At 60.0% G+C, this 22,491-nt stretch carries 27 protein-coding genes; 6 read left to right on the top strand and 21 right to left on the bottom strand.

The window, feature by feature from the left end; all coding sequences use genetic code 11:
• Position 1: 1 nt before the first annotated feature.
• Positions 2 to 802 (top strand): TIGR03084 family metal-binding protein, encoded by an 801-nt coding sequence (locus tag HY2_RS15530; RefSeq protein WP_034829262.1) that lies wholly within the window; start codon positions 2 to 4, stop codon positions 800 to 802.
• On the opposite strand, the gene leuB is transcribed toward HY2_RS15530, so the two are convergent.
• The 11 genes from leuB to HY2_RS15480 all read right to left on the bottom strand — a co-directional run bounded on the left by leuB (position 799) and on the right by HY2_RS15480 (position 8,639).
• Positions 799 to 1,851 (bottom strand): 3-isopropylmalate dehydrogenase, encoded by a 1,053-nt coding sequence (gene leuB, locus HY2_RS15525; protein ID WP_034829261.1) that lies wholly within the window; start codon positions 1,849 to 1,851, stop codon positions 799 to 801. The genes HY2_RS15530 and leuB overlap by 4 nt on opposite strands.
• 112 nt (positions 1,852 to 1,963) lie before the next feature.
• Positions 1,964 to 2,260: a putative quinol monooxygenase gene (locus tag HY2_RS15520; RefSeq protein WP_034829260.1), complete on the bottom strand. Its 297-nt coding sequence runs from the start codon at positions 2,258 to 2,260 to the stop codon at positions 1,964 to 1,966.
• On the bottom strand, positions 2,257 to 2,430 hold the full coding sequence (locus HY2_RS17395) for a hypothetical protein (RefSeq protein ID WP_155836568.1): 174 nt from the start codon (positions 2,428 to 2,430) through the stop codon (positions 2,257 to 2,259). Before HY2_RS17395 ends, HY2_RS15520 begins: the two co-directional genes overlap by 4 nt.
• A gap of 22 nt (positions 2,431 to 2,452) precedes the next feature.
• Entirely contained in the window at positions 2,453 to 3,082 is a 630-nt protein-coding gene (leuD, locus tag HY2_RS15515) for a 3-isopropylmalate dehydratase small subunit (protein WP_034829258.1), read from the bottom strand.
• An 11-nt stretch (positions 3,083 to 3,093) separates the two neighbouring features.
• Positions 3,094 to 3,936: a VOC family protein gene (locus tag HY2_RS15510; RefSeq protein WP_034829256.1), complete on the bottom strand. Its 843-nt coding sequence runs from the start codon at positions 3,934 to 3,936 to the stop codon at positions 3,094 to 3,096.
• Between the two features lie 9 nt (positions 3,937 to 3,945).
• Positions 3,946 to 4,929, bottom strand: a complete 984-nt coding sequence (gene cysK, locus HY2_RS15505) for a cysteine synthase A (RefSeq protein ID WP_034829370.1) — start codon at positions 4,927 to 4,929, stop codon at positions 3,946 to 3,948.
• A 77-nt stretch (positions 4,930 to 5,006) separates the two neighbouring features.
• Positions 5,007 to 6,404 (bottom strand): 3-isopropylmalate dehydratase large subunit, encoded by a 1,398-nt coding sequence (gene leuC / locus HY2_RS15500; RefSeq protein ID WP_034829254.1) that lies wholly within the window; start codon positions 6,402 to 6,404, stop codon positions 5,007 to 5,009.
• Positions 6,405 to 6,473: 69 nt separating this feature from the next.
• Positions 6,474 to 6,899 (bottom strand): SecDF P1 head subdomain-containing protein, encoded by a 426-nt coding sequence (locus tag HY2_RS15495; RefSeq protein ID WP_146617136.1) that lies wholly within the window; start codon positions 6,897 to 6,899, stop codon positions 6,474 to 6,476.
• A 96-nt stretch (positions 6,900 to 6,995) separates the two neighbouring features.
• Positions 6,996 to 7,553 carry a 50S ribosomal protein L19 gene (gene rplS / locus HY2_RS17900; RefSeq protein ID WP_034829251.1) on the bottom strand — a complete coding sequence of 186 codons (558 nt, stop codon included), beginning with the start codon at positions 7,551 to 7,553 and terminating at the stop codon, positions 6,996 to 6,998.
• A complete protein-coding gene (gene trmD / locus HY2_RS15485; protein ID WP_034829249.1) occupies positions 7,540 to 8,265 on the bottom strand; it encodes a tRNA (guanosine(37)-N1)-methyltransferase TrmD in 726 nt (241 codons plus the stop codon). Before trmD ends, rplS begins: the two co-directional genes overlap by 14 nt.
• A gap of 47 nt (positions 8,266 to 8,312) precedes the next feature.
• A complete protein-coding gene (locus tag HY2_RS15480; protein WP_034829247.1) occupies positions 8,313 to 8,639 on the bottom strand; it encodes a DUF6614 family protein in 327 nt (108 codons plus the stop codon).
• Positions 8,640 to 8,732: 93 nt separating this feature from the next.
• Between HY2_RS15480 and HY2_RS15475 the strand changes: the two genes are divergently transcribed.
• The gene (locus HY2_RS15475) at positions 8,733 to 8,912 is read left to right on the top strand and encodes a hypothetical protein (RefSeq protein WP_034829245.1); all 180 of its coding nucleotides are present in this window, start codon (positions 8,733 to 8,735) and stop codon (positions 8,910 to 8,912) included.
• Positions 8,913 to 8,951: 39 nt separating this feature from the next.
• On the top strand, positions 8,952 to 9,698 hold the full coding sequence (locus HY2_RS15470) for a glycosyltransferase family 2 protein (RefSeq protein WP_034829243.1): 747 nt from the start codon (positions 8,952 to 8,954) through the stop codon (positions 9,696 to 9,698).
• 23 nt (positions 9,699 to 9,721) lie between these two features.
• On the opposite strand, the gene HY2_RS17565 is transcribed toward HY2_RS15470, so the two are convergent.
• From HY2_RS17565 to HY2_RS15420, 9 genes are all read right to left on the bottom strand, one after another.
• Entirely contained in the window at positions 9,722 to 11,341 is a 1,620-nt protein-coding gene (locus HY2_RS17565; RefSeq protein ID WP_051595108.1) for a beta/gamma crystallin-related protein, read from the bottom strand.
• 71 nt (positions 11,342 to 11,412) lie between these two features.
• Positions 11,413 to 11,946: a ribosome maturation factor RimM gene (gene rimM / locus HY2_RS15460; protein WP_034829241.1), complete on the bottom strand. Its 534-nt coding sequence runs from the start codon at positions 11,944 to 11,946 to the stop codon at positions 11,413 to 11,415.
• 48 nt (positions 11,947 to 11,994) lie between these two features.
• Positions 11,995 to 12,690, bottom strand: a complete 696-nt coding sequence (locus HY2_RS16925) for a beta/gamma crystallin-related protein (protein WP_051595107.1) — start codon at positions 12,688 to 12,690, stop codon at positions 11,995 to 11,997.
• A gap of 202 nt (positions 12,691 to 12,892) precedes the next feature.
• Entirely contained in the window at positions 12,893 to 13,315 is a 423-nt protein-coding gene (gene rpsP / locus HY2_RS17895; RefSeq protein WP_034829240.1) for a 30S ribosomal protein S16, read from the bottom strand.
• A gap of 40 nt (positions 13,316 to 13,355) precedes the next feature.
• Positions 13,356 to 13,670 (bottom strand): chorismate mutase, encoded by a 315-nt coding sequence (locus tag HY2_RS15440; RefSeq protein ID WP_034829238.1) that lies wholly within the window; start codon positions 13,668 to 13,670, stop codon positions 13,356 to 13,358.
• Positions 13,667 to 15,136 carry a signal recognition particle protein gene (gene ffh / locus HY2_RS15435; protein ID WP_034829236.1) on the bottom strand — a complete coding sequence of 490 codons (1,470 nt, stop codon included), beginning with the start codon at positions 15,134 to 15,136 and terminating at the stop codon, positions 13,667 to 13,669. The genes HY2_RS15440 and ffh overlap by 4 nt, the downstream gene beginning before the upstream one ends.
• 190 nt (positions 15,137 to 15,326) lie before the next feature.
• Positions 15,327 to 15,929: a GNAT family N-acetyltransferase gene (locus tag HY2_RS15430; protein WP_158533975.1), complete on the bottom strand. Its 603-nt coding sequence runs from the start codon at positions 15,927 to 15,929 to the stop codon at positions 15,327 to 15,329.
• Positions 15,930 to 16,021: 92 nt separating this feature from the next.
• Positions 16,022 to 18,205 carry a prolyl oligopeptidase family serine peptidase gene (locus tag HY2_RS15425; protein WP_034829232.1) on the bottom strand — a complete coding sequence of 728 codons (2,184 nt, stop codon included), beginning with the start codon at positions 18,203 to 18,205 and terminating at the stop codon, positions 16,022 to 16,024.
• 121 nt (positions 18,206 to 18,326) lie between these two features.
• A complete protein-coding gene (locus HY2_RS15420; RefSeq protein WP_034829230.1) occupies positions 18,327 to 18,926 on the bottom strand; it encodes a hypothetical protein in 600 nt (199 codons plus the stop codon).
• 136 nt (positions 18,927 to 19,062) lie between these two features.
• On the opposite strand from HY2_RS15420, the gene HY2_RS15415 reads away from it, so the two are divergent.
• The 3 genes from HY2_RS15415 to HY2_RS15405 all read left to right on the top strand — a co-directional run bounded on the left by HY2_RS15415 (position 19,063) and on the right by HY2_RS15405 (position 21,438).
• Complete coding sequence (locus HY2_RS15415) at positions 19,063 to 20,205, top strand: AGE family epimerase/isomerase (RefSeq protein ID WP_081815098.1); 1,143 nt, start codon at positions 19,063 to 19,065, stop codon at positions 20,203 to 20,205.
• 67 nt (positions 20,206 to 20,272) lie between these two features.
• The gene (gene gpmA / locus HY2_RS15410; RefSeq protein WP_034829229.1) at positions 20,273 to 20,986 is read left to right on the top strand and encodes a 2,3-diphosphoglycerate-dependent phosphoglycerate mutase; all 714 of its coding nucleotides are present in this window, start codon (positions 20,273 to 20,275) and stop codon (positions 20,984 to 20,986) included.
• Entirely contained in the window at positions 20,983 to 21,438 is a 456-nt protein-coding gene (locus HY2_RS15405) for a bifunctional diaminohydroxyphosphoribosylaminopyrimidine deaminase/5-amino-6-(5-phosphoribosylamino)uracil reductase RibD (protein WP_199285708.1), read from the top strand. The genes gpmA and HY2_RS15405 overlap by 4 nt, the downstream gene beginning before the upstream one ends.
• Here the strand turns inward: HY2_RS15405 and HY2_RS15400 are convergent.
• Positions 21,435 to 22,484, bottom strand: a complete 1,050-nt coding sequence (locus HY2_RS15400; RefSeq protein ID WP_034829361.1) for a glycosyltransferase — start codon at positions 22,482 to 22,484, stop codon at positions 21,435 to 21,437. The genes HY2_RS15405 and HY2_RS15400 overlap by 4 nt on opposite strands.
• Between the last annotated feature and the right edge of the window lie 7 nt (positions 22,485 to 22,491).

The raw sequence follows: 22,491 nt of genomic DNA, 5'->3' as shown, positions 1-22,491 counted from the left end.
GATGCAGCAAGCGCTGGATTTTCTCGCAGAAACGCGCGCCCTGGGCGATCTCATCGCTCCGCTTGAAGACGCCGACTATCTTCAGGAAACCGGCTTCAAGGCGTGGACCATCGATATGGTGATCCGCCATTTGCATTTCTGGAACAAGGCCGCCCTCTTTTCCCTCAAAGACGAGGCGGCGTTCCACACGCTGGTTTCGGATCTGATGGACGCTCTTAAGGCGGGTTCCCTGACCGAGAAGGAATCCGAGCATTTCGGTGGCCTGTCTGGAACAGCGTTGCGCGCAGACTGGCTGCAACTGGCTCAGGAGACAGCAGGCGCCTTCGCGGAGGCAGACCCGAGCCAGCGCCTTGCGTGGGTCGGCCCCTCCATGAGTGCGCGGTCTTCCATCACAGCACGTCTGATGGAGACCTGGGCACACGGTCAGGAAGTGTATGACCAGCTAGGCATCATCCGACAGAATGAAGACCGCATACGGAATATCGTCGTGCTGGGCGTCAACACATATGGCTGGACCTTCCTGAACCGCAAGGAAGACATCCCCCAACCCATGCCGCATCTTGTTCTGACTGCCCCATCCGGAGAGATCTGGACTTATGGGGATGAAAGCGCCGCGGAGCGCATTGAAGGCGCTGCTGAAGCGTTCTGTCAGGTCGTTACGCAGACGCGAAATATTCAGGATACGGCCCTGAATGTGCATGGCGGCAATGCAAAAGCCTGGATGGAAAAGGCGCAATGCTTTGCGGGGCCGCCGCAAGACCCGCCTGCGCCCGGCACCCGCAAAACCAAAGAAAAATCCTAGAGCGCCGCGATAATCGCGTCCGTCATCTCGCGCGTGCTTAACTCACCGCCAAGATCCTTGGTACGCGCGCCCTTGTCGAGTGCAGCACCCACAGCTGCGAACAGCGCGTCTGCCACTTTCCCACGGCTCAGAGACCAGCGCAGCGCCATTTCAAAGGAGAGGATGGCCGCGCACGGGTTTGCGATGCCCTTGCCTGCAATGTCGGGCGCAGACCCATGGACAGGTTCATACAGGCCCGGCGTGCCCTCAGCGCCAAGAGAAGCTGACGGCAGCATACCAATAGACCCGGTCAGCATGGCGGCCTCATCCGATAGGATGTCCCCGAACAGATTATCCGCCAGGATCACATCGAACTGTTTCGGTGCACGGACGAGTTCCATGGCGCAGGCATCTGCATACATATGGGAAAGGTCCACACCCGCTCCCAGCTCGGCATGGGCGAGCGTTACTTCCTGGCGCCAGAACAGGCCGGAATCCATCACGTTCGACTTCTCGACCGAGCAAACCCGGCCAGACCGGCCACGGGCAATCTCGAACGCAACGCGTGTTACGCGCTCGATTTCCGGATGGGTGTAGATCGCAGTGTCATAACCGCGACGCAGACCACCCTTTTCATCGATACCGCGCGGCGTGCCGAAATAGACGCCGCCCGTCAGCTCCCGGACGATCATGATGTCCAGACCTTCCACCACCTCCGGCTTCAGGCTGGATTCGCTGACCAGCGCGGGAAAGCAGAAAGCCGGCCGTAGATTGGCGAACACGTCGAGGCCCTTACGCAGTGCCAGCAGGCCCGCCTCAGGGCGTTTGTCACGGGCCGTGCCGACCCATTTCGGGCCACCCACCGCGCCAAGCAGAACGGCATCAGAGGCCAGTGCGCGCTGCAAGGTTTCATCCGTCAGCGGCGTGCCATGCGCGTCATAGGACGCGCCACCCACAAGACCTTCCTCAATCTCCAGATCCGGCGCGAGCAAATCCACCAGCCGCTTGACCTCGGCAATCACTTCCGGGCCAATTCCGTCACCGGGCAGCAGCAAAAGAGTCTGTTTCACGTCTTACACTCCACTGAGTTTGGGCCTGCGCCGCCAACGGGCACAGCTATTGCGATTTCTAGTAACGGCGGGGCTGCGTCTGCGCAACGGGGGAGACCGGAACGGTCGCGCGTCAGATCGGCTCAGCCTCAGCCTCATAAAGTCGAAGCGAGCGATCTGTAATGCCAAGATCGGGAAAAGATTGGCGCCATTTTGCCATATGCGCTGTCTTGAAATGTGCCTCCAGAGCGGCGCGGCTCTCCCATCTCTCCGTTACGCGAACAAGGCCCGGATCAACAAGGTCGAAGGCGTAGGCGTAATCGATACACCCCTCTTCCGCGCGACTGGCCGACACCATGGCAAACATTGCAGGCTTCGCGGCCTCAATATTCCCGACCGGCAATCGCACCGTGCCCTCAATGACAATCATGGCTGTGACGGGCTTTCCTCGCCTGTGTCTTGCGCCCCATCATCTGCAGGGGCTTTCTTGGCAGGCAGTTTGACATTCACTTCCGGCTTGGTGCTGAACGGGTCTGTATGGCAGGCGCTCACAGCGCCCAACAGAAACAGCCCCGCAACAAGACCTGTGAGTTTGCGCATCTGCCTGGCCTCCTTCAGACGTTTACCGGGCTGGCTCCAGCCAGGGTTTTGTAAGTTTGCGCTCGGCTTCAAAGGCGTCAATTCGCGCGGAAGCGGTCAGCGACGCGCCAATCTCATCCAGACCTGCCATCAAATTCGCCTTACGGCCTTCATCGACCTCAAAACCATGGCTCTCACCATCCGGCCCGGTCACAGTCTGCGCTTCCAGGTCGACGGTAAAGACATGGTTCGACCCGCCCGCCTGTTCCGCCAGCTTCTGGCAGACATCTTCCGGCAAGCAGACCGGCAAAATGCCGTTCTTGTAGCAATTATTGTGGAAGATATCGGCAAAGCTCGGCGCGATAACGCAGGTAATCCCCTGATCCAGCAGCGCCCACGGCGCATGCTCACGAGAGGAACCGCAGCCAAAATTCTTGCCCGCGATCAGGATGCTGGCCGTCGCATATTCCGGGCGATTCAGAACGAATTGCGGGTTTGGCGAGCCATCTGACAGGGTTTTCAGTTCGTGAAACAGGCCCTTGGAGAGGCCTGTGCGTTCCGTCGTCTTCAGGAATTGTTTCGGGATGATCATGTCGGTGTCGACATTCGACATCGGCTTGCCCTTTTCCAGCAGAGGGGCCGCCGTTCCGGTCAGTTGAGTAAATGCTTTCATGGAAACGTGTCCTATCCTGAACTATGCGCGATGAACAGGGTGGGGACCCCCATTGTGCCGTCGCGCACCGTGAAAACCGTGGATCCGGGTTTGCGTCCCTTGCGCAGCTCCGAAACATTGAATCCGGCTTCAGATAGCCGGTCATACGCCGCCTGCAAATCCTCTACCTGCCAGGTCAGCCCCCAGATCCTGTCCGGACCGGCAGGATCATGCGCTTCCCCCAGCCTGTGGATCACTTCAAAGGTCAGCCCGCCCGTGCGGAAAAACAGAAACCGCGTCTTCCACGCTTCCCGTGTCCGGTCGAGCGCCAGGTCGAGGCCAATCCGGGCCCCATAGAGCCCCAGCGCCCTGTCGGGATTTGGTGTATCAATGACAATATGGTCCAGGGACATGACCTGATCTGCCCCTGCATCTTGCACAGGCAAAGGCGTTTCCGGCGCAATGACAAACACTTTCACGCCGCCGGTTTCAGTGTCACAACAGCGAAAACGGCTCCATTTGCGCGTTTTTCCGTCGATTTCGTTGATGCTGGCGCTTTCACTGATCTCGCCAGGCATCAGGCCCCGGCGCGTCAGCTTGTGATGGGCGAAGCCAATATCCTCCGCTGCGAAGGCGAGACTCTTCAGGCCCGGCCCCTCTTCCGTGATGATCTCCCGCAGACGATCCGCCACAGCGCCTTCGCCATCTGGCGCCATCAACTCAATCGCCGTGTTCGCAACGCGAAAGATCGCCGTGGCCGCCCCCTCCGATGAGGCACGCCAATCCGGCTGCCGCCCCAGCAAGGCCGAATAGACGCCCGTGGCTGCCTCAATGTCGGGGCAAACCAGCACAATATGGTCGAGAGCTGTAATCATCCGGCCAGATTACAGCCCGTCGAACAGCGCTGTCGAGACATACCGCTCCGCAAAGCTTGGCAGGATGGTGACAATCGTTTTGCCCTCCATCTCATCGCGCTGGCCGATTTTCACAGCCGCAGCTGCGGCTGCGCCTGAAGAAATCCCGCCTGGAATACCTTCCAGCATGGCCAGTTTGCGGGCGGTGGCGAAGGCCTCATCATTCGACACCTTTACCACTTCATCCAGCAGGGATGTATCGGCATTGCCCGGAATAAAGCCCGCACCAATGCCCTGGATCATGTGCGGGCCCGGCTCTCCGCCAGACAGGACCGGGCTGCCTTCCGGCTCGACAGCATACATTTTCAGCTCTGGCTTGCGCGTCTTCAGCACTTTACCGCATCCGGTAAACGTGCCGCCCGTGCCGATCCCTGCGATGACCGCATCAACAGCGCCGTCCGTGTCGGTCCAGATTTCCTCTGCCGTGGTCACTTCATGAATGGCAGGGTTTGCCGGATTGTCGAACTGACTCGGCATCACAGCGCCTTCGGTTGCTTCAAGGATCTCCTTGGCCTTGGCTATGGCGCCGCCCATGCCCTTTTCCTTGGGCGTCAGTTCAAGTTCTGCCCCCAGATAGGCCAACATGCGCCGCCGCTCGATCGACATGGATTCCGGCATGGTCAGGATCAGGCGATACCCCCGGCTCGCCGCGACAAATGCCAGCGCGATCCCGGTATTGCCAGAGGTCGGCTCCACAAGCGTGCCACCGGGCTTCAGCTTCCCGGTCGCTTCCAGCTGCAGGATCATGTTCAGACCGATCCGGTCCTTTACGCTCGCCAGCGGATTGAAGAATTCGCACTTGAAGAGAAGGGTGGCCTTCACGCCCTCGGACTCAGCGAATTTCGGCGCGGCGACCAGCGGCGTTGAGCCGACAGTTTCCAGAATGGACGCATAGGTGCGTCCACGCGGGCCATCCAAAGTCACACCACCGGGAAGAGAAACAGGTCCAGCCATCAACAACTCCATGATCTGGGTTATACTTTGGCCGGACTATCCTCCCCTGCCACCGCAGAGGCAACTTAAAGCTCGGTTTAGCCAATCACACCGGTAATCGCGGCGCGTGCCGCCAGTGCAGGGCTCATCAGATGCGTGCGGCCATCGCGGCCTTGGCGGCCTTCAAAGTTGCGGTTGGACGTCGATGCACAGCGCTCACCGGGGGCGAGCGTGTCCGGGTTCATGCCGAGGCACATGGAACAGCCCGGCTCGCGCCATTCAAAGCCCGCCTCGATGAAGATCTGGTCCAGACCTTCCTCTTCGGCCTGCACCCGCACGAGACCTGAGCCCGGCACGACCATGGCCCGCACGCCTTCGGCCACATGATTGCCTTTGGCGACATCGGCCGCGGCGCGCAAATCTTCGATCCGGCTATTGGTGCATGATCCGATAAAGACACGCTGAACTGGCGTACCTTTGATCGGCTTGCCGCCTTCAAGCCCCATATAGGCCAGCGCCCGTTCACAGGCGGCCGCCTTGACCGGATCGTCAAAGTCTTCCGGCTTCGGAATAATGCCTGACAGGGCAATGCCCTGCTCCGGACTGGTGCCCCAGGTCACGGTCGGCTCGACATCTTCACCCTTGATGTGGACGATTTCGTCAAATACGGCGTCATCATCGCTGTGCAGTGTGCGCCAATATGTTTCGGCCAGATCCCAGGCGCCAGCCTTCGGCGCGGCCGGGCGGCCCTTGATATAGGCGAAGGTTTTCTCATCCGGCGCGACGAGACCTGCACGCGCGCCGCCCTCTATAGACAGATTGCACAGCGTCATGCGCCCTTCCATGGAGAGCTTGCGGATCGCACCGCCGCGAAACTCCATGACATGGCCTGTGCCGCCTGCCGTCCCGATGACGGAAATGATGTGCAACGCCAGGTCTTTCGCCGTGACGCCCTCTTTCAGGCTGCCGGACACCTCAATTGCCATGTTCTTCATCTTGCGGGCCCGAAGGGTCTGCGTTGCCAGCACATGCTCCACTTCACTCGTGCCGATGCCATGCGCCAGCGCGCCAAATGCACCATGCGTAGAGGTGTGACTGTCGCCGCAGACAATCGTCATACCGGGTTGCGTACGTCCCTGCTCCGGGCCGACGACATGCACGATGCCGTTGCGAATATCCCCCATCGGAAAATACTCGATTTCGTATTCGGCAACATTGCGCGTCAGCGTTTCCAGTTGGTTGCGCGCCTCCGGGTCTTTCACACCGGCCAGGCCAGCCGACTGGTTTTCCGTTGGCGTATTATGGTCCGCCACGGCCAGTGTCAGGTCTCGACGTCTCACGCCCCGTCCGGCTGCCTTCAAACCGGCAAAGGCCTGAGGCGTCGTCACTTCGTGGATAAGATGCAGATCGATATAGAGGAGGCTTTCACCCGTATCTGCATCCGTATGCACCACGTGCGCGTCCCAGATCTTGTCGTAAAGCGTCTTGCCGGCCATTGAACCCTCATCTCTTCATTTCGCGGCGCACAATAGCGACGAAAGCGCTGCTGGAAAGGGGCAAGTGCTTCAACCCGCCTCTTGGTCGCATGGCGGCAACAGTCGGCGGACCAGACTTTCCAGCTCGTCCCTGTCGAAATCGCCCGCAACCTGCAGCATTCCGCCGGAGATTGCCTCCGTTACGATAGGAGACATGATAACCTCATCGTCCACGCGCAAGGGCAGTGTCTGCCCAATATTCTCCCGCGTCAGACCGGCCAGATCCTCTGCTCCCGCCTCATCCAGACGGATCGACAGGGCCGGACGGCCCAGCGCGTCTTCGATTGCCTCAGCCTGTACCTGGGCGGGTTGAAAGCTGACCTCGCCAATCGACAGGATGCCCTGGTCCACACCGGGCGGGCGGCAGGCTGGCACGGTAATGCTGAGCGTTTCCTGCGGGGCATCACAGCCGGCCAGCAACCCCGCACACAGAACCGTAAGACAGAGATTTCTCATGGCCTGACCGTGGCACAAAATCCTACGCCCCAAAAGAAAAGCGCCCCTGCTTTTGGCAGAAGCGCTGTTTCAAATCCTGGCCATGGGCCGGGCAATCTATTCTTCAGCAGCACCTTCAGCGGCAGCTGCTTCGGCCTCAGCAGCTGCAGCGGCGGCAGCCTCTTCAGCGGCTTTCGTCTTGGCAGCTTCTTCGCGCGCCTTGGCAGCAGCTTCCTTGCGGGCAGCTTTTTCTGCATCTTTCTGGCGGCGACGCTCGGTCTTGGAAACGGCGATCTCGACCGTCTCGATGCCATGACCGGTGGTACGCTCTGCGATACGGGCAGATTTACCGCGACGGTCGCGCAGATAGTAGAGTTTCGCACGGCGCACGCGGCCCTTGCGCTTCACTTCGATGCTTTCGATCATCGGGGAAGCGAGCGGGAATACACGCTCTACGCCTTCACCGAAGGAAATCTTGCGAACCGTGAAGCTCTCATTGATGCCACCGCCTGCGCGGGCAATGCAGACGCCTTCGAAGCGCTGCACGCGCTCACGGTCGCCTTCCTTGATGCGGACGTTCACAGACAGCGTATCGCCCGGGGAGAAGTCTGGAATGTTCTTGTCGCCGACAACGCGGGCGAACTCTTCCGCTTCAAGCTGTTCAATCATGTTCATCGCCTGTCTCCGGCGGTTGGAATTCGTGGGTCTTGGAGTAAGCGGCGTATAAATCGGGACGGCGTTCTTTTGTCAACGCTTTTGCGCTGTTAAACCGCCATTCTTCTATACGTTTGTGATCTCCAGACAGCAAAACCTCCGGAGTCCCGCGCTCACCCCACTGCCTGGGCAGGGTGTACTGGTCATGTTCCAGCAATCCATTCTCGAAGGATTCGTCGGTCAAAGAGGCTTCATTGCCCGCCACACCGGGCAAAAGCCGCACAACAGCCTCGACCATCGCCATGGCGGCAACCTCTCCGCCCGCCAGCACATAGTCGCCCATGGAGACCTCTTCCAGTCCATGCGCATCAATGGCGCGCTGGTCCAGGCCTTCAAACCGGCCGCAAAACAGCACCAGCCCCTTACCGCCCGCATATTGATGCGCCTTGGACTGGGTGAACGGCACACCGCGCGGCGATAGATAGACAAGATGCTTGTCAGCCGTGTCGATACTCTCAATCGCAGCACTCGCCACATCCGGGCGGATCACCATCCCGGCCCCGCCCCCGGCGGGCGGCGCATCGACGTTCTTGTGCTTGCCAAGGCCGAAGGGACGCAGATCCACCGTCTCCCAATTCCAGATGCCTTCCTTGCGGGCGCGCTCCAGAATGGAAACGCCCAGCGGCCCCGGAAAAGCCTCGGGGAACAGGGTGATGAAACTTGTCTCGAACATGAGGCGAGCCTTTAGCGCAGGCAGACCCCGCCGTCACGCATATGCTGTCACGCCCGGTCCGGCCAATCGCGGAACAGACCGAATTTGACGTTGGTCACCATCGCATTGGCCGTAAAATGCAGCGTATCCATTTCACCGGAGCGTGCCGCGGCCGCCTTGAAGGCGCTGTCCAGCTGCGCCAGGTCTTGCGTTTCGATCATGATGTGAAACTCGCGCACATCATCGGGCCTCAGCCCCAGCTTGCAGCGCATCATCCGCCATGCCTCAATGCGGCCCTCATCACGCATGTGATCCAGAAAAGCCGAAAGGGCTGGCGCAAAGGCCCGCTCATCCGTGCCCGGCCTCAGATCGAACCAGATATGATAAATGTCCATATCCCCCTCCTGAATGTGGGCCTTCTCCACCTTTCCGGATCGGCTGACAACAGGCATAGTTTAGCCCGACACGAATAAAGAAGGATCAGGGGCATGGGCATTTTTGCCAGCGTCATCGCACTCTGCATGGGGCGCAAACCCGGCAAGGCCTCAACAGAGCCGCCGGAAACCTATGCCAGCATGACGCCAGCCGAGCTGAAACAGGCTGCCCTGTCAGGTGACCACAAGGCAGAGATTGAACTGCGTCGCCGCGCCGATGCGGCAGATAAATGAGGCTGGACCGCGCCTGCCGCAACCTCTAGTCCAGAGAGGATGGAAACTCGCCCCGCCCTTTCGGTTCTGATCCCCTTCTTCAATGAAGAGGGCAATGTGCACCCCGTCATAGATGAGGTGCATGAACAGCTGTCCGGCATCGCCTTCGAGGTCATTTGCGTGAATGACTGCTCGGCTGATGCGACAGCCGCCGAACTGGCTGAGGTCAAGGCGAAACATCCAGACACAGTGATCGTGCTGAACCATGTCGCGCGGCGCGGCAAATCTGCCGCCCTGTTCACCGGCCTGAAATCCGCGCGCGGGGAATGGGTGCAGCTGCTGGATGGCGATGGCCAGAATGATCCGGCCGACACGGCCCGCCTCTGGAAGGAGATCATTCAGCCCGGTGCACCGGCCCGGCTCGGCATCATTGCCGGCAAGCGCAATAGCCGGAATGATTCCGGCTTCAAATGGGTGCAATCCCGCGTGGCCAATGGCGTTCGCAGGTTTGTGCTGCGCGATGATGCCACCGATACGGGCTGCGGCTGGAAACTGATCCGCACGGCGGCCTTCCGCGACCTGCCCTTCTTTGCCTCAATGCACCGCTTTCTGCCGGCCCTGATCAAGCGGGCTGGCTGGGATGTTCGGGAAGAAAGGGTGAATGACCGCAAGCGCCTGGCCGGTCAGTCCAAATACGGCTTTCTAGGCCGCCTCGGTGCAGGCATGTTTGACCTGATCGGCATGTTCTGGCTGACCCGCCGTGGCGGATACGGCATCGCCCGCGAGTGGAATGACCCGCGGGCGTAAGCTCGGCTGAGACCCCTAACGTCTTACTGCTTCTGAGGATTGTCGCGAGCGCGCAGAGCTGGCGATCTCTTGTCATTATTTCTCTGCGGTTGTGGTTGCTGCTGTGGGCGCGCCTGCGGCTGCGGCCGGGGTGGCTGGACCTGCGCGCGCTGTGGCCGGGCCGGAGCCGCTTGCGGACGTTGGGGTTGCGGCCTGGCCTGAGGCCGACTTTGTACGGGCGTCCGGGACTGCGCAGACTGGGATTGTACATTTGCCCGCTGAGGTGCGGCCTGGCCTTGTGGCCGAATAGGCTCGGCACGACGCGGCGTAGAACGGGCCTCCTGCGGACGACGCTCGACCGGACGGATGTCACGCGCACGCTTTGCCCGGCGCCGCACATCCTGCACCGCGTCCGGGCGCTCCAAATCCTCGCGATTACGAAAAGCAGGTGACTTCGGGAGAACGCGCTGTTGCTGAACGCGTTCGCGTTGCGGAAGGACATCCTGACGAGCCTGGCCTTCCCGTTGCGGACGATTGATGTCCGCACGCACAGGCTGACCCGGGCGCGGCTGTGGACGCCTTACCTGCTCTGAGGCCGGTCCGCCTGCCAGACCATCTCCGCGGGTGCGGGTCACGACACCCTCTGTATGGGGCCTGCGCTCACCGCGATGGGAATCGTCACGATCCCCTCGATGATCCCGCCCGCCTCGTGGCCCGTCATAACGGCGATCGCCATCATTTCTGTTTCCCCGATGGCCCTGTCCGTCCACTGGACGAATGGAAGAAATATTGTCATTCAGGCGGAGGCCATTCAGCTTGTCATTTGACGCATCAATGATCTGGCAACGGCCCTTGAAGTTTGCATGCTCGCATACTTCCCACTTCCCGCTGCGGATCTTGATGGAGGACACATTGTCGTTGAACCGGTAGCGGCTAAGATCGGATACACCCTCATTCAGCCCCAGCGATGCCCCCCTTTCATAGGAATCGACATACAGTGTGACGGCGCCATCACGTGCACCATAATGCCCCCTTAGATCGGGCCTGCGATGACGATAGTCCCGCCGATAATCATGGCCGTAATGACGGTTCACGCCATGACGAGTCCAAGCAAAACCGTAAGGTCCATAGCCAAACCGCGGATCATAATATCCATAGGACCGATATGTCGGCGAATAGCCATAATGATAGACGCTGACCCGCGTGCTGACGCCGTACCCATGAGAATAATTGTCATAGCCATAGCGATCATTGTCGGCGTACCGGATGTAGCCCTGATCATCCCGCACGAACATCAGGCCGTGTTCGGCCTCAGTATATTCATAGATCGGGCGGGCGGAGCTGATTTCATAATCCAGCCCGTACCAGTCTAGATCGGCAACATCATGCCGGATGAAGACGCAGCGCCCTGTAAAATCGGAATGCTCGCACAGCTCCCACGCGCCTGACAGCACAGCGACAGAGCGAGCCCGGTCATTGAAGCGATAATCGTTCAATGTGTAGACCGGCTCAAACACTTCACGCACATCGCCCTGATAGTCCTGGCCGCTGAACAGCATCAGCCCTGCGGGTTCGCCTGCCGCTTCATATTGCGCCGCAGCTGTCCCGGCCGCGGTTAGCGGGAGCGCCAGAAACGCAGCAAAGCGGATGAGTTTCGTAAACATGGGCAATATACCTCGTTTCTTAACCCATGTCTTATGCCACCTTCTGCCTGAACGGGCGGCAACATGCCTGATCAGTCGCTTTCGTCGTGCTCCGCCCAAGTGGTGAGATCAGGAATGACGACCCGGCCAGAGGCCACATCAACTATAGGCACATCCACCAGGGTGAACGGGACGAGTATTGTGGCTCCGTGATCTTTCAGGCGGATCTCCAGCAGATCATCCGCGCCGAAATTCTGCACTGCGCGCACCATGCCGGCCGGTTCATTGCCGCCGGCAAAGACGCTGAGGCCAATCAGGTCTTCAATATAGAATTCGCCATCTTCCGTATTGGGCAAGCGCGACCGGGGCACATGCAACAGGGTGCCCTTCAGGGCATCCCACTCTTCTTTCTGTTTCTGCTCCTTCGGGCGAACGATGAAATGGTCCTTGCCCGGCTTGGTATTTACCGGCGTAAGGACAGGTTTGCCTGCCTCATCCATCAAGGCACCATAGCCGAACACATCTTCGGGAAGGGCGGTAAAGCTTTTCACCCGCACCTCTCCTCTCACACCATGGGCGCCTTTGATGGCGCCCACGACAATCAACCTGTTTTCATCTGCACTCATTCTGCCTTCTCTAGCGAGACGGTAGCGCAGGGCAAGCGCCACGTACGGCTACCAGCGACCATGGAAACGCCGAACCGACGAAATATTGTCATTCATCCGGATGGGTTTGAGGTCGCCCTCACCGCCAGAGATGATCTCGCACCGCCCCCGATAATTCGCATGCTCGCAGACTTGCCAGGTCCCGCGCGTGACGAGGAATGAACTTGCCTTGTCATTGAAGCGATAGGCGTTGAGATCAGACACATCCTCGCCAATCTCAATGGAAGGGCCCCGCAATTCTGAATCCGCAAACAGGACAAGACCACCGCGCGCGCCCCGGCCGCCCTGCCAGTCTTCGCGATCACCGGGGTGTCCGCGCCAGTCGCCACGACGGCTAACAGGCCGAACAGAAGAAATATTGTCGTTCAACCGATACTCATTCAGTCGAGCGACATTTCCATCGATCACTTCGCATCGCCCCCGGAAGTTTGCATCCGTGCAGACTTCCCACGCACCGGAGCGCAGACTGATGGAAGACACCCTGTCATTGAAGCGAAAACGGGAGAGATCAGGCTCGGCGCCATTCAGACGGATGCTCTCACCCGAAAAATCCGCATCCGCATGCAGAACAATTCCCTCCCCATGGCCACGCCCTCCATAGCCATCATATCCACGCTTGGAGTGATAATCCGCTGCGGCAGGCAGAGTGAGGGCAAGGGCACCAGCGGCCAGGGCAGCGCTACGCATATCGCGGGTCTTCAGCATGTCAGTCTCCTTTCGGGTCTTAGACCTGTCCTAGACCATACTGCCTGAACGCTGCCGGGTTCCTTCAGTTGCTGAATGTTCAGAATAGGACCGCCCGCAAGGGGCGACTGACTGCGCAATTACGCAAATCTGAACCGGCCCACGAAAAAGGCCGGCACCCAGACGGGCACCGGCCTTGAATTTCCGAGACTGTCAGCCAGCCTTATTCAGCAGCGGCTTCTTCAGCAGCCGGAGCTTCTTCCTCTGCCGGAGCAGCGGCGGCCTCAGCGGCAGCAGCAGCCTTCTCAGCTTTCTCGGCAGCGCGCTCTTGCGCTTTCTTGCCTGGCTCACCCTTCTTCGGGTTGTTGCCATGTTCCCAGGTCAGGATCGGCTTGCCGTCAACTTCGATCTGGGACAGGAAGCGTGCGACGCGGTCGGTCGGCTGCGCGCCCTTGCGGACCCATTCAGCAGCTTTCTCACCGTCGATTTTCACGCGGTTTTCGGAATCCTTCGGCTGGCGCGGATCATACGTGCCGATTTTCTCGATGAAGCGGCCATCGCGCGGGGCGCGTGCGTCTGCAACAACGACGGAATAGAAGGGGCGTTTCTTGGACCCGCCACGGGCGAGTCGGATCTTGAGGGCCATGTGTGTATCTCCTGTAAGTCTGGCGTCTCGGATGTAATACTCAGTCGTCCGCTTCTAGGTCGCGGATCTGCTCATGATGGCGGATGACTTCCGCCACGATGAAATTCAAAAGTTTCTCGGCAAAGGCAGGGTCAAGGCCGCTTTCCTGTGCCAATGTGCGCAGGCGGTCGATCTGGCGCGCCTCGCGGGCTTTGTCCGCAGGCGGCATATTGTGCACGGCTTTCAGCTTGCCGACTTCCTGGGTCGCCTTGAAGCGCTCGGCCAGGGTATGGATGATGATCGCATCCAGATTGTCGATGCTGGAGCGCAGCTTGGTCAGCTGCAGCATGGCCATGGCGTCTGTGTCCGTGTTCATTTCTTCTTGCCTCCCCCAAGGCCCGGCAGTCCGCCCATACCGGGCGGCAGCGATCCGCCGCCAAGGCCGGGCATACCACCCTGGCCACCCATTTTCGCCAGATCTGCTGGAGACAGACCCGCCGCCTGCGCAGCGCCCAGCATGTTTTTCATGCCGCCCTTCTTGCGCATCTTCTTCATCATGCCGGCCATCTGTTGGTGCATCTTCAGCACCTTGTTGACCTCTTGCACCGTCACGCCGGCACCGGCGGCAATCCGTTTACGACGCGATGCGTTCAGAACCGCCGGCTTGCGGCGTTCCTGCCGGGTCATCGACATGATGATCGCTTCCTGCCGCTTCAGGACATTGTCATCCAGATTAGCAGATTCCATGGCCTGTTTGGCCTTGCGCGCGCCAGGCAACATGCCCATCAGGCCGCCAAGACCGCCCATGCGCTGCATCTGGCGGAACTGTTCTGCCATGTCTTCCAGATCGAACTCACCCTTGCGGAGTTTCTCCGCCATGCGTTCAGCCTTCGCGGCGTCCATCTGCTCGGCAGCCTTCTCGACCAGCGAGACGATGTCCCCCTGACCCAGAATGCGGCCCGCGACGCGCTTGGCATCGAAGGCATCCAGACCGTCCAGCTTTTCGCCGACACCCATGAACTTGATCGGCAGGCCGGTCACGGCGCGCATGGATAGCGCAGCGCCGCCGCGGCCATCGCCATCCATCCGCGTCAGGACCAGCCCGGTCAGCGGCAGGCGCGCATGGAAGCGGTTGGCTGTCTCAACGGCGTCCTGACCGGTCAGGGAGTCTGCGACCAGCAGGGTTTCAGACGGGTCTGCGATGTCCGCAATTTCCGCCACTTCATTCATCATCTGCTCGTCGATGGTCGTACGGCCGGCCGTATCGAGGATCAGCACATCATAGCCGCCAAGCTTGGCGGCGTTCATCGCGCGGCGGGCAATATCCGTCGCCAGCTGGCCCTGAATGATAGGCAGGGAGACAACATTGTCGCCGCACTGGTCAGCCAGGATGGCCAGCTGCTCCATGGCGGCCGGACGGCGTGTGTCGAGCGAAGCGAGCAGAACCTTCTTGCGCTCTTTCTCAGACAGGCGCTTTGCGAGCTTACCCGTGGTCGTCGTCTTACCGGAGCCCTGAAGGCCCGCCATAAGGATCACCGCCGGCGGGCTGTCGATGCGCAGGCTGCTATCACTATCTTCGCCACCCAGCATTTCGATGAGGGCGTCATAGACAATCTTGATGACTTGCTGGCCCGGCTTGACGGAGCGGATGACTTCCTCGCCAACGGCGCGGGATTTCACATTGCCGATAAAGTCCTTCACCACTGGCAGGGCGACGTCCGCCTCCAGCAGGGCAACGCGAATCTCACGCAGCGCAGCGCTCACATCCTTTTCGGATAGTGCGCCGCGGCCTGTAAGACCGTCAAAAATCCCGCCAAGGCGTTCGCTCAGTGTGTCGAACATCTTATCGCTCCTTTGCCATGTGTCAGACCCTCTGACATAGGCGCTCCAAACCACCACACAAAGCAGAAGAGCCCCGCTGAGCGACACTTCGCCGGGCGGGGGGCCTCGCTGACCTCACGGGTTCAGTCAAAGCGCGCTTCTCTAATTTGCGCAGATGTTCGCGGGGCTAAAGCACGCGCAGGCCTTAGCGTCAAGCCAGTTGCAGCTGGCGCACCCGGTCACCCAGCACGTCCATAGCGGCTTTTATCTCATCCGTAATGAGCGAGAGCACGACCACATTGCTCCAGGTGCCATTGGCAGCCCGCATATAATGACGGATCACGCCTTCACGTCGCGCACCTATCCGGTCAAACGCGCGCAAGGCTCGCTCATTTTCCTCAGGGATATAATAGGAAATCCGCTGAAACCTTGCCTGCACAGCGCGCTCCAGCAGCGCGAGCTGCGTTGCCGGAACGACATCCGTTCCGCGCACATGCTCAGGATGCCAGAGAAACCCGACACCGAGACGCCGGTGCGTCCGTGAGACGCGCTCATACGCGACCAGACCTGCGAAGCTATTGTCAGATTTGCGATAGACGACAAAGGGGTAGAAGGAGTCGCCCCTCATTTCTGCGAGACAATAATCGATATAGGCGTCTAGGCTCGTGCCGGTCGGAATCACCGGCATCCATTCCCACATCGACGCGGCCACACTGGAATCCTGCAGGTCGCTTCGGTGCGTTTCTGACAGGTTTTCAAGGCGGACGACGTCATTCTCGGGCGGCGGCGCGTTAAGATACATCGTACCAGTCATGAGCCCCATCTAGGACCCATGCAAGCAAAATCGAGCCCCTCCCGATCAAGTTCCATTTAGAAACTTATTCGAGAGGGTTCTCTTAACAGACTTTATTCCATGCTTGTTTGCGGGAACAGCTTTTGCGTCAGATAGGTAAACTCCAGCGCAGAACGCTTTGCACGCTCCTGCTGGTTCGCTGCGGCCGAGTGTCCACCATCAATATTCTCATAATAATAGAAAGGCAGCCCCGCCGCCTCGAACTTCTTCGCCATCTTGCGAGCATGCCCCGGATGCACGCGGTCATCCTTCGTTGAGGTGACAAAGAATGGCACCGGATAGGGCTTTGACGCATCAAAGTTCTGATAGGGCGAAATCGTCTCTAGAAATGCACGCTCTTCAGGCACATCGGGAGAACCATACTCATCCACCCATGAGGCGCCTGCCAGCAGCAGATGGTAGCGCATCATGTCCAACAGAGGCACCTGCACCACCACCGCATTCCAGAGATCGGGGCGCTGGTTCAGCATGACCCCCATCAGAAGGCCGCCATTGGAGCCGCCCATGATCCCCAGATGCTCGGGATTGGTGACGCCAGTCGCGACAAGATCCTCGCCGACAGCGATAAAATCATCATAGATGCGCTGGCGATTTTTCTTCAGGCCAGCCTGGTGCCAGGCCGGACCGAACTCCCCGCCCCCGCGAATATTGGCCAACACATAGGCACCGCCTTTCTCCAGCCAGAGGCGGCCAGTCACCGCGCTATAGGACGGGTTCATTGAGACTTGGAAGCCGCCATAACCATACAGCAATGTCGGCGTTGTCCCATCCATCGGGATATCCGCCTTGCTGACAAGGAAGTACGGGATCTTCGTGCCATCCTTGGATGTCGCAAAGTGCTGCTCCACCTTCAGTCCAGTCGCATCAAACTTCGGCGGCAGGCTTTTCAGCGTCGTCACAGCCTCGCTGGATGTGTTGTAGGTCAAAAGGGAGTCAGGTGTGAGGAAATCCTCATAATTGATGAAGACTGTTTCCTCGCGGTCGCTGGCGAAAGCGATATTCGCCTGCCCCGTCCCTGGCAGCTCCACCGGGCGCACAGCCCAAATCTCTTCCACCGGCTCAGCCAGCATCACCTTGCCGACTGCGGTATCGCTGACGCCTAGAAGAAGCGCATTCTTGGCAATCGCAACGCCCTCCAGGGCCTGCGCCTCATTCGGATGGAAGACGAGAGACACTGGCGGTAAGTCCCGCGTCTCAAGAAATGCGTCCACATCAAAGGCAACCAGATCACCGGACTTGAACGAGACATCCTGTCCTTCAGGCACCCAGTCTTCCTGCAGGGAGACCAGCAACTGGCCCTCATACACGCCCTGCGGGCTGGATTTCAGCGGGATTGGGAATTGCACGGGAGCCGCTTCACCTTCCGGGAACCACCAATATTTGGAGGTGAAGAATGTGTCGGCCTCCACAGCGCCCTGCAGCACGCGGCCATCTTCCAGTTCCACCGCCATCGGCCAGACGCCGACATCTGTTTCATCCCCGCGGATCAGCTCCTCGGCAGAGTCCAGTGGCGTGCCGCGCTGCCAGCGCTTCACCACAAAGGGATAGCCGGACTGGGTAACGGTCCCCTCGCCCCAATCGGTCGCAATCAGCAGCGTGTCCGGGCTGGCCCAGGCTGAGCCTTGCTTGGCTTCCGGAGTAACAAAGCCGTCTTCGACGAATTGCTTGGTCACAAGATCGAATTCACGCTGGATAACGGCATCCTTGCCACCATTGGATAGAGAGACCATGCATTTGTAATCAGAACTGCCTTTTGGCGCGAAACAGTCCGCGCCCTTATAAACCCAGTTCTTGCCCTCTTCGGCGGCCAGCTTGTCGAAATCCAGCACGGTTTCCCAGTCTGGCGCATCGCCGGCATAGCTCTCAAGGCTGGCCCGGCGCCACAAGCCACGCACATGCGTGTCATCCTGCCAGAAATTGTAGACCATGCCATTGCGGATCGTGCCGTAGGGGATGCGCTCGGCAGAGGTCAGCGCTTCAATTGCGGCGGCTTCGAAGGCGGGATAGTTCGGATCGGACTGCAAATCCGCCAGTGTACGCTCATTCTGGCTACGCACCCAAGCGAGCGCGTCTTCACCTTCAACCTCTTCCAGCCAGAGATATGGGTCTGTCGCCGCCACATCAGTTTCAGCCTGTTCCGGTGCTTTTACCGTATCTGCCAAAGGGGTCTCCATAGACGCTTGTGTTCCACATGCCGCCAGCGCCAACAGGCCAAGCGGGGCAAGATATTTGCGCATTTCATCTCCTGCTAATGAGGCTCAAACCGGCAGAAGAGTTCCTTCCGGCATGAAAATTCCTGTCCGTACAGGTTAAACAGGGAAACCTGTCCCCGAAAAGACTTTTCGGGGAGGAATGCTGTCAGCTTTCGGTGCCTGCCGGCCCCAGCCGCTCAAATGTCACCCGCTCGACCAGAATGGCCCGCTGCTTGGTTGGAACGACCGGCCGGATGCCAAGATAATCATAACCCTGTTCGCCACTCCGAACGGGCACATTGTACTCAAAGCTGAAATCGCCGAAGTCCGGGCTCAGATCGAACATCTGCCAGCCGGAATCACCAGACCGGCCGGTTGAATAATTCAACTTTGCCTGCATCGCACCCTGCGTGTCGGCTGGACGCATTCGGACTGTCACGCGAATGCGCATACCGGAAAATTGCTGTTCCAGATCGCTTGCCAGCCTGAAATGGGGGCCCTCCTCCGGGTCTGGCCCCAGCGTTTCCGCGTCAGAGCGAATATACAGCAAATATTTTCCGCTCTTGTCACGCACCAGCTCGGTAATTGCATCACCGCCAGCCATGATCTTGTTGAGATAGGCTCCGTCTACCGTGATCCGTTCATAATTGGCGCCGTCGCCCGCAACAGGTCCACTCGGCAGGCGGCCCACGCCCGGCCACACAGCAATCAGCACCATGGCCAGTGCCAGCAACAGGGCGACCGGGAAGAAAACCTTGTCTCTCATAAGGCTTGGAACTCTTTCGCAGTTTCAGGCCGGCAGCCGCTGGCCAATTCATGGCACTCCTGTTAGCAGGAAGCCGGATGGTTTGGCGAGCCACAGACGCTGCCTGACGTGACATTTGCCAGGGGGTGTGAAGTCCATGTCCAGATCGGCATTGATGCGCAGGGCACGCGAAGCCCGCTTCTGGCTGTTTGATGCCTGCTTTCCTTTGTGGAGCGAAAAAGGCAGCGGAGACGGTGGCTTGTTTCGCGAAGGCCTGACCCTCGACCATTCCCCAATGCCCGAAGATACAACCCGTGTCCGCGTTCAGGCGCGCCAAACGTTCGTTTTCGCGCAGGCTGCCATGCTCGGCTGGAAACCTGATACAGCGATGGAAGATGTCGAACAGGGCGTGCGTATCCTCAGCGGCCTCGCCCGCCGCCCGGACGGACTGACCGGACACCGCATCCATTGCGACGGCTCCGGCCTCGCCGATGTCACGCCAGACCTCTACGATCTGGCCTTTGCGCTCTACGCGCTCGCCAATGCCAGCATGGTCGTTCAGGATGGCGGCAGTGTACTCGCTTCGGCACGGGCGCTGATGGACGCGGCTGAAGCCCGTCTGAAAGACCGTACCAATGGCGGCTATGCCGAGCACCTGCCACCGCCGCAAATCCGCAGCCAGAACCCGCACATGCACCTGCTGGAAGCGTTTCTCGCCCTGCATGTTGCAGACCCTGAAGGCGGCTATCTCGACAAGGCGGCCAAGCTGATCCTGCTGTTCGAAACGAAATTCACAGCGGGCCCCGGCAATCTGCTGGGCGAAACCTTCAAGGCAGACTGGAGCGAGCCGGACGGTGACGCCGCGATGGTGGTCGAACCCGGCCATCAATTCGAATGGGTCTGGCTACTAGACCTCTACAGCAAGCTCAGCGGAGACGCGCTTCACCCGGCTGCCGGGCGCCTCTACAGTTTCGCCACGGGCACACTGGATTCCGCAGGCCGCACCCTGCTGGAAGTGAAGCGTGATGGCAGCGTCCACAATGGCGGAAGGCGCACCTGGGGGCAAACGGAAGCGCTACAGGCTCACCTCATGATGTTGCGCCTGACGGGCGAGGAAAGTTTCGCGGCCGCCGCCTGCACCAGCTTTGACATTCTGATGGACGAGCATCTCACCCCTGAAGGGGGGTGGATCGATTATATCGACGAGAATGGCAAAACCCTGTCGCAATTCATGCCCGCATCGACCGGTTATCATGTCGTGCTGGCCTTTGCAGACCTGATCCAGACGATGGAAGCTTGAATCGCGGCCTGTTTGCCCCGAAAAGAGCGCCAAAGAGAGATCACGCCCGACACGAAGGATGACATCCATGCCTAAGCTCGCCCTTGTCCGACACGGACAGTCCGAATGGAATCTGCAAAACCGCTTCACCGGCTGGTGGGATGCAGACCTCACCGAGAAAGGCGAAGCCGAGGCCAAAAAGGCCGGCGAACTGCTCAAGGCCTCTGACGCTGATTTCCGCGCCGCATTCACCAGTGTGCAAACCCGTGCCATCCGCACCCTGTGGCTAGCGCTAACTGAAATGGGCCGCGTCTGGCTGCCCGTGGAAAAGGACTGGCACCTCAATGAGCGCCACTATGGCGGGCTGACCGGCCTCGACAAAGCCGAGACCGCCGCCAAGCATGGCGACGAGCAGGTCCATATCTGGCGCCGCTCCTATGACATCCCGCCGCCGCCACTGGAAACTGGCAGCGCGTTCGATCTGTCGAAAGACCCGCGCTATGATGGCGTCGACGTCCCGGCCACAGAGAGCCTGAAGCTGACACTGGAACGCGTTCTGCCTTACTGGACCGATACGATCGCCCCGGTTCTCCAATCAGGCACCGATGTTGTCATCGCCGCACATGGCAACTCCCTGCGTGCGCTGGTGAAGCATCTCTTCGATGTGCCGGATGAAACCATTACCGGCATCGAGATCCCGACCGGCAATCCGCTGTTCATTGAGCTGGATAGCGATCTGAAGCCAATCTCCGTTCAGTATCTGGATGCAGATCGCGGCAAACCCCTGCCGGAGCTGCCATGAGCGACCGCCCCTCCCGGCGGCGTGACCGGCGCAGAATGAACCGCGCCCTTGGGCTGGCGCGGCTCAATCAGGGCCTGACCGGCGTGAACCCGTCGGTCGGCTGCGTCCTGACAGATGCGGACGGCCATGTGGTGGGGGAAGGCGTGACCGGCATCGGCGGGCGCCCCCACGCTGAGGAGGTCGCGCTGCAACAGGCAGGCGAGCAGGCGCGCGGCGGCACCGCCTATGTCACACTGGAACCCTGCCGCGAACGCTCTCAGGGCAACAAATCCTGCTCTCTTCTGCTGCGCGAGGCTGGCATAGCCCGCGTCGTGTGTGCGGTGGAAGACCCCCACCCCGTCGCCAATGGCGGGATCCGCGCCCTGCGGGATGCCGGAATCCACGTACAAATCGGCCTTGGCCAGCGCAGCAGCCAGCAGCTCTACCGGAAATTCTTTCAGAGCATTCTTTAGCCGGTGAACGGCCCGGCATGCGCAATGATTGTCTCATAGAAAGCGAGGGAATCGCGCTGGAAGGCCGCCTTTGTGAATTGCTGCTCGTAAGAGGCGCGACCACCCTCGACCAGCTTCTGCGCCAGAGCCTTGTCCGTAATCACGCGGTTGAGCGCATTGGCCAGCGCATCGACGTCATTTTTCGGAATGAGCAGACCGTTGACCTCATCCTTCACATAGGCCGCCGGGCCAACAGCATCTGCCGCAACCAGCGGGCGCGACGCCGCCCAGGCGTCCACCGTGACTGTGCCGAACGGCTCATACCGCGACGGGAAGGCCACGACATCACACGCCGCCAGCAACGCGCCGCGATCATTGCGCCAGCCCAGGAAGCGCACCCGGTCATCCAGGCCCAGCTCCGTGCATTGTTTCTTCAGCTCGGCTTCCAGCGGGCCGTCGCCGGCGATCCAGACATACAGCCCCGGCACCTTGACGGTCGCCTCCAGCAGCGTGTCGAGGCCCTTCTTCTCGTGCAGACGCGCCAGCGCCAGTGCGACGGGCGCATCTTCCGGCGTATCCAGCGCCGCACGGCTTGCCGGATCTGCGCCCTCAAAATCTGCATAAGTGTGGATGATGGCAGACCGGTCCTCCGGAACGCCCTGCTCGCGGATATGGCGCAGAAGGTCGATCGTCAGGCCGACATGCCATTCGCAATTCACAAAGCGGGCGAGCTTGTAATAACCGCCATACCATCCGATTGAGCGGTTGCGGTATTCCTTTGGCGCATATTGCCCCGCGCGGCCCATCCAGTATTCGATGACATCCGGCTTGAAGGCCTTAATGGCCTCTCCGATCACGCGGCGGGTGGGGAAAGGCCAGGTATTGTTGAAGGCCGCCACATCGACGCCAATGCCCGCTTCCTTATACTTCTGAAGGCGGAAATCATTGTTCGGGCGTGTGATGACATGCTGGGTCAGGCCTGCGTCCGCCAGAGCCATGACGGACTCCAGCATGATGTTCTCCGCGCCGCCCTCTGCTGCGCCCGCCATCACATGCATGATCCGCATTTGCCGC

The sequence above is a fragment of the Hyphomonas pacifica genome, assembly GCF_000682675.1.
Classification (GTDB): Bacteria; Pseudomonadota; Alphaproteobacteria; order Caulobacterales; family Hyphomonadaceae; genus Hyphomonas; species Hyphomonas pacifica.
This window is presented reverse-complemented; position numbering and strand designations above follow the sequence as displayed.